Origin of the sequence: Variovorax boronicumulans (genome assembly GCF_040544675.1) — a bacterium.
GTDB lineage: Bacteria > Pseudomonadota > Gammaproteobacteria > Burkholderiales > Burkholderiaceae_C > Variovorax > Variovorax boronicumulans_D.
In genome coordinates this window covers 335002-344250 of record NZ_JBEPKK010000002.1, presented here as the reverse complement: position 1 = coordinate 344250, position 9249 = coordinate 335002, and the positions used below count along the sequence as shown (strand labels likewise).

Here is a 9249-nt window from a genome sequence, read left to right as displayed (position 1 = left end):
CCCCATGACCTCTTCCTCCAACGAATTCAGCCGCCGCGCTTTCATCGCCTCGATCCTGGGCGCCATGGCCGCCGAGGTCGCCCATGCCGGCAAGCCGCTCGCGGGCACGGGCGTGCGCATCGGCATCGTCGGCGCGGGTGTCGGCGGCCTGACGGCCGCGCGCTACCTGCTGGAGCTGATGCCGCGCGCGAACATCACGGTGTTCGAGAGCGGCCGCACCTATCACAGCTGCTTCAAGTCGAACGAGGCCCTGGGCGGCCTGCGGCCCGAGAGCGACCTGCGCTTCGGCTACGAGAACTGGGCCCGGCGCGTGCGCTGGGTCCAGGACACCGTGACCGGCATCGAATCCGGCAAGGTGCTCACGCAGCGCGGCACGGCGCATGCCTTCGACCGGATCGTGGTCGCCACCGGCGTGCAGTTCCGCTACGAGGAGATCGAGGGCCTGTCCGCGCAGAACACGCTGCAGGCGCCCCATGCCTGGGGCGGCGAGGCGCAGTTCGCAGCGCTCCGGTCGCAACTGCTCGCCATGCCCGACAACGGGCTGGTGGTGATCGCGCCGCCGCCCGGCACCTACAAATGCCCGCCCGGCCCGTTCGAACGCGCCAGCCTCGTGGCGCACTTCCTGCGCAAGCACAAGCCCAAGGCCAAGCTCGTCATCGCGGACGCGAACGAGACCTTCTCGAAGCAGCCGCTGTTCCAGCAGGGCTGGGAGCGCCTCTACGGCTTCGGCACGCCGAACAGCCTGATCGAACGGATCAGCGGCAACCACGGCGGCAAGGTCGTCGGCATCGACGCACAGAGCCGGCGCGTCAAGCTGGGCAACGGCGAGACGCTCGCGGCCGATGTCTGCAACCTGATCCCGCCGCAGCACGCGGGCGCCATGCTGACGCGCTCGGGCCTGGCCAACGAGGGCGGCTGGTGTCCCGTGGACAAGGCCACGATGGCGTCGACCCTGCTGAAGGGCGTGCATGTCGTGGGCGACGTCTGCGATGCCGCGACCATGCCCAAGTCCGCCTTCTCCGCGTCCTCCCAGGCCAAGGTCTGCGCGTTCGCGATCGCCAACGAGTTGCAAGGCCAGCCGGCGCCGGCGCCGCAGTACATGAATGCCTGTTTCAGCCTGCTGGAGCCCGGCTACGCGATCTCGATCGCACACCGCTACGGCTTCGACAAGACCGGCAACCGGATCACCCAGTTGTCGGGCGGACTGACGGCGCAAGATGCGTCCGAGGAGGATCTGTCGAGGGAGGCGCAGTTCTCCGAGGACTGGTTTCGGACGATCACGCGCCAGCTGTTCGGGCCGGCCGACCCGCTGACCTGACGCGATCAGCGCAACGCGAAGGTCAGCGCGACCGCGCCCAGCGCCAGCAGGACCAGCCCGCGATGAACATCGTCTCTCGAGCCGCGCGCCCGAGCGGCTCGAGATGAAGGACAGCAGCGCGCTCGCGAGGAAGACCAGCGCGTCGACCGCCAGCAGGCGGTCGATGATCAGCCACAGGTCGTCGCGCGGTCCCAGGGTCCCGATGGACATCATGGTCATGCACACGCCGATCATCGTGGCCGAGGTCGGTGTGATGTCCGCCGCTGCCTGAGGTTCACGACGGCCTGATGTCCCAGGGACTTTTGGGTGATCGTGAGAACAGCGCCGTTTTCAACGCGGGACTGGAAGCAGGATCAATCACGGTGTAGCCAGGCACCTTGCGCTTCCAGAAAATTAGAGCCCACATTTGATGCTCACGAAGCAATCAGAACTCTGACTGTGAGCTCGTCCTGTTTCGCATTTAGATCGTTCTCGATTCCACGCGGATTAGCGATTCGACCATCTGGGTCATACACGAAGCAGAAAAGCGTGCGGCAGTTCGGATGCCTCTCGTACTTCACAATATCCACGATAAGTTGCGCCCCCAGTTCCCTCGCGCTGAGCCCCGACCTCGATTTTTTGACCTCAACGACGGCCTCAATTTCCGGAAGCAGAAAATCCACTCGGGACGCCCCGCCGGCATAACTAGTCCACTGAATCATTGAAATTGGATGCCCGCGGCTTCCGTGCGCGCTTCGGTCAGTGTCGTGTCCAACCGGCCGTCGTAGTACTCGTGGTTTCCGAGCAGATAAATCACCGGCATGCCGCGAAAGCGATCCGCTGCCCACTGCACGGCACGCTCGGCCGGCGAGTGAATGTCGCCGGCAAGGATGACGACATCGAATTCAAGATTGGGCACCGGCTCGAACGGGGCGAACTCGAGGTGGAGGTCGGAGAGGACCAGTACTTTCATCGGGATGCCTCCTCAAAGTGCGCGCGAAGCTCGGCGCTGGCCTTGTCATCGAAGCCGGTGAACGAGCCGCACACCACCAGATGGTCCTTGCAGTGATCGAACTGCCAATAGGCATCGTCGAGTGCGACCCAGGGCTCGTTGACCGCTTCGTGGATCTGGAGCCAGGCAAGGATTTCTCCTTCGCGCTTCCTGTACGGCGGCGGAAGGCCAAAGCCCGAATGTGGTGTGGCCCCAAGAATTCGGGCTCGGATGTCACTCGAGAACGGTTTCAGCAAGGTCTTGTAGAGCAACTGCTCGCGCCAAGACGAACTGATCACCATGTTCACGCGCGGGAATTCGCGCAGCAACGCCTCCAGGCGCAGCAGAAAGTAGAAGTCGACATCACCGTAGAGGGTGTGATCTTCTCCCTCTGGATGCAGAACGCCGTCGAAGTCGAGGAACAGGATCACTCCGGACCTCCCGATCCATTTTGATCGGCCTTCATACGACACCGCCGTACTGGATGGCAACAAGCATTGATCGGACCTTGTCCAAGCCGCCCCCGGCAGCGAATGCTGCAGGCGTTTGGCCGTCGAGCAGCTTGTGCGGCTTGTTCAGCCAAGCTGGAGCCTCTGCGCCGAATACCTGCATGGCGAGGTCCAGCAAGTCTTGTGGATGAACTTCCGATCCAGTCTCCTTTTGCGGATCCCGCGGCCACGCCAGATGCGAGCCCATGTCGACGCCGAAGGCGCGGAACGGTGCTGCAGCACTCTGCATCCCTTCCGCGAGATAGTCGACGCTCTGGTGATGGTGACCGTGGACTACGAGCTGGACGCCGAGCGTCTCGGCGAGTTCGTCGATCGCCCGCCAGCCGTGCGGGTGTGCTGCCGGCGCCTCGTGCGTCACCAGAATGTCGGCGGGCGGGCTGCGCAGCAGTTGCAGATAGACGTCCGGGAAGATGGTGGAGCGGTGTCGACGGCCAACGCCGCCCCTCCACCGCTCCTCGGAACGCATGGACCGATGCAACGTGTCGGCCGAAGCGAATGCGGCCTCCTTGATCGGCCGCCGCGGGTCCCAGATCTTGCTGCGAAAGATGCCGCCCAGGCCCGCAACCTTGTACCCGGCGATCTTGACGATGCGCCCATGCAGGTTGCGGTCGGCGAGCTCCGATCCCCACAGGTTGTCGTAATCAGCGTCCGAATCCGTGTCATGGTTTCCGTGGATGAACCAGACCTCGGTGAGTTCCAAGATTGGGCTCAACTCGACGTGCAGCGGCTGGTGCGCCTGGATGTCGCCCAGCAACACGATCGCCTCGGGCCGGAAGCGCTCGACTGCGGCGATCACGGGATGGAGATCACCGTGTGGGTCGCCAAAGAACATGAGTGCAGGGTTGGTCATCCAGTGAACCCTGCTTCGTAAGACGTCATGAGGTCGACCACATCGGCGGCTCGCCCCTCGGCCACCAGGGATTCGGCTGTCTTGTAGTTGAACGGGGTGAGCTGCTCGTTCCGGTAACAGAAGTTGGCGGCCTGGAGGTCCCCTCCCGAGACCGCCGCCACGGCAGCCAGCACTCGTAGGCTCGTGCGGATATGCGACTGGATGCTCTCTGCTGCGGGCGCGCGAATGACCGTGCTTCGATGGACATGCGCGTTACTGGAGAAGGAATCGATATCCAAGCCCATCATCTCGATGAACTTCGCTGGCGACAGAATCTGGCGCCCGTCCACCACATCGCAGAGCTGTTGGGCCAGACGTCGGTAGTCTGCGGTGCCTTGGTCTGCCGGATCGTGCTGCTGTCGTTGAGTTGGGACCTGGTCCATGGCTTTCCTTTGACGAGCCTACGCAGCAACAGCGTGGATCTTGCGATGGCGCCGATTCGGTCGGACGGCCTGGACTCCGGGCGTTGCTGCCAGCTCCCGAATCTGCTCGGGTGTGGCCTCCACAACAAAGGAGCCACAGAGATCATTTCGACGGGCCAAGCCGTCAAGACCGAGGCGTTTCAGGGTCTGCTCGATCTCCGCCATGGCCGCTGGCGCGGTATCGCCGGCCTTCTTGGCGTGCCGCTTGAACAATGCCGCCGCGGGCGGAGGCAGCATGCGTCGGGCAGACGAGACTGGGTGCTTTCCAGAGCGCGAGGGCGCACGCACGGTCGGTCGTTCGGCCTCGATGAGGATTGACTTCGTCTGGCTGCCCGAGCTGTCCTGCAAGAAGGCGATGAGCTCGGCACCGTGGATGGTGGGGGTGGGGGCCATGGTGTTATCCGTCCAATGGGAACGATGCAGATCCTTTGGGTTCAGCGTTCAAGACCTCGCGTCCGGCAGCAACGGGGTGTTGCTCATAGCTCGACCACGAGCTCGGGGTTGAACTGCTTGTTCTCCAGGCCGCGGCCATGCTGCAAGTACCCCCGGGGATTGCACACCACCCGGCAGTTGCCCACTTGATAGTCAAAGCTCTCGTGGATGTGGCCATGCACCCAGAGTGACGGCACTTCGAAGAAGGAACTTGGGAGCTCGCTCACAAAAGATGCGGACAGCCAGTCGGACTGATAGTGCCGCGCGAGAGAGTTTCGGTGCGGGGCGTGGTGGGTCACAACCACCGTCGGCCCGTCGAAGGGCTCAGCCAGCTTCTGGGCCAGCCAGGCGCGGTCACGCTGGTGGAGCGCCAGCGTGTCCTCGGGCGTCAGGCGGCGCTTTCTTGACTTGGCTGCTACCACGAGTGCGTCGGATGATTCTTGCGCCTCGGCCCACCGGATCGATGAGTAGTCGTTGAGACGGACCTTGGCCGCCTTCATGGCCCGCTCGGTGTCGGTCAGAGTTCCCGTCTTGGTCTGGATCGGCAGTTCGCGGCGCGCAGCCGTGCGCACCCGCAAGAGGTACAGGCGTGCGTTGACCATTCCTTAGCAGTCAACGATGATTGGATGAGACGCCTGTGGTAATGAAGGCTTGCGAGAACGGCACGGCAGACCCGTGTAACTCTCGCCAGAGGAAAAATTCAGCCCCGCTGATATTTCCAGTCGAAAGATGCTGGTGAAAGGCGTCCGAGTTTTTGCAAGTGATGAGAATTTTTGCATCTACTCTGAGAACCTACACAAACTCAAACGTCGATATTCGCCGCCCGCAACGCGTTCTGCTCGATGAACTCCCGGCGCGGCTCCACCTCATCCCCCATCAGCATCGTGAACACGCGATCCGCTTCGATCGCGTCGTCGATCTGCACGCGCAACAGGCGGCGCACGGTCGGGTCCATGGTGGTTTCCCACAGCTGCTCGGGGTTCATTTCGCCCAGGCCCTTGTAGCGCTGGCGCGAGGTGGCGCGTTCGGCTTCGCTGATGAGCCACTTCATGGCCTGGCGGAAGTCGTCGACCTTTTCTTCCTTGGTGCGTTCGCCTTCGCCGCGCTTGACCACCGCACCTTCGGTGCTGAGCAGGCCGCGGAAGGTGTTGGCGGCTTCGGCCAGGGCCGCGTAGTCGGCGCCGTGCACGAAGTCCTGCGTGATCACGCTGCTCTTGATGTTGCCGTGGTGGCGGCGGCTGATGCGCAGCAGCGGCTTGTCGGTGCGGGCGTCGAACTCGTTGCTCACCTCGGCGGGGATGCCGGTGGTGTTGAGCTCGCGCAGCTTGGCCTGCAGCGCAATGGCCGAGGCCTCGGCGGCGGGCGTGGTGTCCAGGTCGAGCGACACGCCGTCGGCGATGGCGCGCAGGGCCTCGGCGTCCATGAAGTTGCGCAGGCGCGCAATCACGGCCTCGGCCACCTGGTGCTTGCGCGCCAGTTCGGCCAGGGTGTCGCCGCTGAGCGTGGTGGAGCCGGCGCCGCCGGTTTCGATGCGCGCGTCTTTCAGCGCCACCTTCAGCAGGAAGGTGTCGAGCGCGGGCCCGTCCTTCAGGTATTGCTCTTCCTTGCCGACCTTCACCTTGTACAGCGGCGGCTGCGCAATGTAGATGTGGCCGCGCTCGACCAGCTCGGGCATCTGCCGATAGAAGAAGGTGAGCAGCAGCGTGCGGATGTGGGCGCCGTCCACGTCGGCGTCGGTCATGATGATGATGCGGTGGTAGCGCAGCTTGGCGACGTTGAAGTCGTCCGCGCCGCCCCCCGCGGTGGTGGCGCCGGCACGGCCGATGCCGGTGCCCAGCGCGGTGATCATCGTGAGAATTTCGTTGCTGGTGAGCAGCTTCTCGTAGCGCGCTTTTTCCACGTTCAGGATCTTGCCGCGCAGCGGCAGGATGGCCTGGAACTTCCGGTCGCGGCCCTGCTTGGCGGAGCCGCCGGCGGAGTCGCCCTCCACCAGGTAGACCTCGCACAGGGCGGGATCCTTCTCCTGGCAGTCGGCCAGCTTGCCGGGCAGGCCCATGCCGTCGAGCACGCCCTTGCGGCGCGTCATTTCGCGGGCCTTGCGGGCCGCTTCGCGGGCGCGGGCAGCCTCGACGATCTTGCCGCAGATGATCTTGGCGTCGTTCGGGCGCTCCTGCAGGTAGTCGGTGAGCAGGCGGCCGACGATGTCTTCCACCGGCGCGCGCACTTCGCTGGACACCAGCTTGTCCTTGGTCTGGCTGGAGAACTTGGGCTCGGGCACCTTCACGCTCAGCACGCAGCACAGGCCTTCGCGCATGTCGTCGCCGGTGACTTCGACCTTCGCCTTCTTGGCGAACTCGTGCTCTTCGATGTACTTGTTGATGACCCGGGTCATCGCGGCGCGCAGGCCCGTGAGGTGGGTGCCGCCGTCACGCTGCGGGATGTTGTTGGTGAAACAGAGGACTTGCTCGTTGTAGCCGCTGTTCCACTGCATCGCCACTTCGACGCCGATGTGCGTGCCGGGGATACCGCCGTAGGTGTCGGCCGGCTTCTCGCCCGCTGCATAGAACGAGTTCGGATGCAGGACGGTCTTGCCCTTGTTGATGAATTCCACAAAGCCGCGCACGCCGCCGGCGCCGGAGAAGTCGTCTTCCTTGCCGGTGCGTTCGTCCAGCAGGCGGATGCGCACGCCGTTGTTCAAAAAGCTCAGCTCGCGCAGGCGCTTGCTGAGAATTTCGTAGTGGAAGTCGGCGTTCTCTTTGAAGATTTCGGTGTCGGGCAGAAAGTGAACTTCGGTGCCGCGCTTGTCGGTGTCGCCGATGATCTTCATGGGCGACACCTCGACGCCGTTCACGGTTTCGAGCAGGCGGTTCTGCACGAAGCCGCGGCTGAATTCGAGCTCGTGGATCTTGCCTTCGCGGCGCACGATCAGGCGCAGCTTGACGCTCAGCGCGTTCACGCAACTCACGCCCACGCCGTGCAGGCCGCCCGAGACCTTGTAGCTGTTCTGGTTGAACTTGCCGCCCGCGTGCAGCTCGGTGAGTGCGATTTCGGCGGCCGAGCGCTTGGGCTCGTGCTTGTCGTCCATCTTCACGCCGGTGGGAATGCCGCGGCCGTTGTCGGTGACCGAGATGGAGTTGTCGCTGTGGATGGTGACGACGATGTCGTCGCAATGGCCCGCGAGCGCCTCGTCGATGGAGTTGTCCACCACTTCGAACACCAGGTGGTGCAGGCCGGTGCCGTCGGAGGTGTCGCCGATGTACATGCCGGGGCGCTTGCGCACCGCTTCAAGCCCTTCCAGGATCGTGATCGAGCCTTCGCCGTAGCTGGTGTCGGCCGCAATGGCCTCGGGCGGCACGACCTGGATTTCAGGGGTGTAGACCGGCTCGGTGTGCGGCACTTCGGGCTTGTTTTCTTCTGCACTCATTCGATATTCCTCTATCTCTCTCACGGCATTGACGTGATTTGTCGGGCTCTCAAGATCTCGATTCGCCGCCTCTTGAAAGCGCAAACCCGCGGGGGGCCGCGGGTTGTGTGCGCAAGGCGCTGCGTGGTGTGGCTTCTAGATACGCATCGGCATCACGACGTACTTGAAGGATGCGTTCTCGGGGATGGTCAGCAAGGCTGAACTGTTGGAGTCGGCCAGGTCCAGCTTGACCATGTCTTGCGACATGTTCGACAGCGCGTCGATCAGGTAGGTCACGTTGAAGCCGATTTCGATGGCGTCGCCGCCGTAGTCGATGTCGAGCTCGTCCTGGGCTTCTTCCTGCTCGGCGTTGTTCGATGCGATGCGCAGGGTGCCGGGCTCGATGTTCAGGCGCACGCCCTTGAACTTCTCGCTGGTCAGGATGGCGGTGCGCTGCAGGCTGGCCAGCAGCGTTGCACGGCCGAGCGTGACGGAGTTCTTGTGGTTCTTCGGAATCACGCGGTTGTAGTCGGGGAACTTGCCCTCGACCAGCTTGGTGACGAACTCCATGCCCCCGAAGCTGAACTTGGCCTGGTTGTTGGCAAACTGCATCTCGATGGCGCCTTCGGCATCGGACAGGAGGCGCTGCATTTCGAGCACGGTCTTGCGCGGAAGAATGACTTCCTGGCGCGGCACTTCGACGTCGAGCGTGGCCGACGAGAACGCCAGGCGGTGGCCGTCGGTGGCCACCAGGCTCAGCTGCTTGCCTTCGGCGACGAACAGGATGCCGTTGAGGTAGTAGCGGATGTCATGCACGGCCATGGCGAAGGAGACTTGCGAGAGCAGGTCCTTCAGCGTCTTTTGCGGCACGCTGAACACCGGGCCGAAATTGGCGGCTTCCTGCACCAGCGGAAAGTCTTCGGCGGGCAGCGACTGCAGCGTGAAACGGCTCTTGCCGCCCTTGAGCACCAGCTTGCTCGCGCTCGATTCGAGGCTCACGGTCTGGTCGGCCGGCATGGTGCGCAGGATGTCGATGAGCTTGCGCGCGCCGATGGTGGTGGTGAAGTTGCCTTCGTCGCCGCCGAGTTCGGCCGTGGTGCGGATCTGGATCTCGAGGTCGCTGGTGGTCAGCTGGAGCTGGCCGCCGGTCTTGCGGATCAGCACGTTCGCCAGGATCGGCAGGGTGTGACGCCGCTCCACGATGCCCGCGACCGACTGCAGCGCGGCGAGGACCTTGTCTTGGGTGGCCTTCAAAACGATCATGTTCTCTTCCTCTTCTCTTATCTCTTTGAATCAGCTTGTAAGA

10 protein-coding genes are annotated in these 9249 nt (G+C 63.7%); 1 reads left to right on the top strand and 9 read right to left on the bottom strand.

Annotation, left to right across the window (positions count from 1 at the left end):
- Nucleotides 1-4 precede the first annotated feature (4 nt).
- A complete protein-coding gene (locus ABIC90_RS04960) occupies nucleotides 5-1318 on the top strand; it encodes an FCSD flavin-binding domain-containing protein (RefSeq protein WP_354352937.1) in 1314 nt (437 codons plus the stop codon).
- A 413-nt stretch (nucleotides 1319-1731) separates the two neighbouring features.
- On the opposite strand, the gene ABIC90_RS04955 is transcribed toward ABIC90_RS04960, so the two are convergent.
- The 9 genes from ABIC90_RS04955 to dnaN form a co-directional block, all read right to left on the bottom strand.
- Entirely contained in the window at nucleotides 1732-2019 is a 288-nt protein-coding gene (locus ABIC90_RS04955; protein WP_354352936.1) for a hypothetical protein, read from the bottom strand.
- Complete coding sequence (locus tag ABIC90_RS04950) at nucleotides 2016-2270, bottom strand: metallophosphoesterase (protein WP_354352935.1); 255 nt, start codon at nucleotides 2268-2270, stop codon at nucleotides 2016-2018. The genes ABIC90_RS04955 and ABIC90_RS04950 overlap by 4 nt, the downstream gene beginning before the upstream one ends.
- Nucleotides 2267-2719 carry an HAD domain-containing protein gene (locus tag ABIC90_RS04945; protein ID WP_354352934.1) on the bottom strand — a complete coding sequence of 151 codons (453 nt, stop codon included), beginning with the start codon at nucleotides 2717-2719 and terminating at the stop codon, nucleotides 2267-2269. Before ABIC90_RS04945 ends, ABIC90_RS04950 begins: the two co-directional genes overlap by 4 nt.
- Before the next feature lie 31 nt (nucleotides 2720-2750).
- Nucleotides 2751-3647, bottom strand: coding sequence for a metallophosphoesterase (locus tag ABIC90_RS04940; protein ID WP_354352933.1), 897 nt, complete (start codon nucleotides 3645-3647; stop codon nucleotides 2751-2753).
- Nucleotides 3644-4069: a DUF2384 domain-containing protein gene (locus ABIC90_RS04935; RefSeq protein ID WP_354352932.1), complete on the bottom strand. Its 426-nt coding sequence runs from the start codon at nucleotides 4067-4069 to the stop codon at nucleotides 3644-3646. The genes ABIC90_RS04940 and ABIC90_RS04935 overlap by 4 nt, the downstream gene beginning before the upstream one ends.
- 18 nt (nucleotides 4070-4087) lie before the next feature.
- Nucleotides 4088-4501, bottom strand: coding sequence for a hypothetical protein (locus tag ABIC90_RS04930; RefSeq protein ID WP_354352931.1), 414 nt, complete (start codon nucleotides 4499-4501; stop codon nucleotides 4088-4090).
- A gap of 83 nt (nucleotides 4502-4584) precedes the next feature.
- Nucleotides 4585-5142 (bottom strand): hypothetical protein, encoded by a 558-nt coding sequence (locus tag ABIC90_RS04925; RefSeq protein ID WP_354352930.1) that lies wholly within the window; start codon nucleotides 5140-5142, stop codon nucleotides 4585-4587.
- A gap of 200 nt (nucleotides 5143-5342) precedes the next feature.
- The gene (gene gyrB, locus ABIC90_RS04920) at nucleotides 5343-7964 is read right to left on the bottom strand and encodes a DNA topoisomerase (ATP-hydrolyzing) subunit B (RefSeq protein ID WP_354352929.1); all 2622 of its coding nucleotides are present in this window, start codon (nucleotides 7962-7964) and stop codon (nucleotides 5343-5345) included.
- A gap of 135 nt (nucleotides 7965-8099) precedes the next feature.
- Complete coding sequence (dnaN, locus tag ABIC90_RS04915; RefSeq protein ID WP_354352928.1) at nucleotides 8100-9206, bottom strand: DNA polymerase III subunit beta; 1107 nt, start codon at nucleotides 9204-9206, stop codon at nucleotides 8100-8102.
- Nucleotides 9207-9249: the final 43 nt, after the last annotated feature.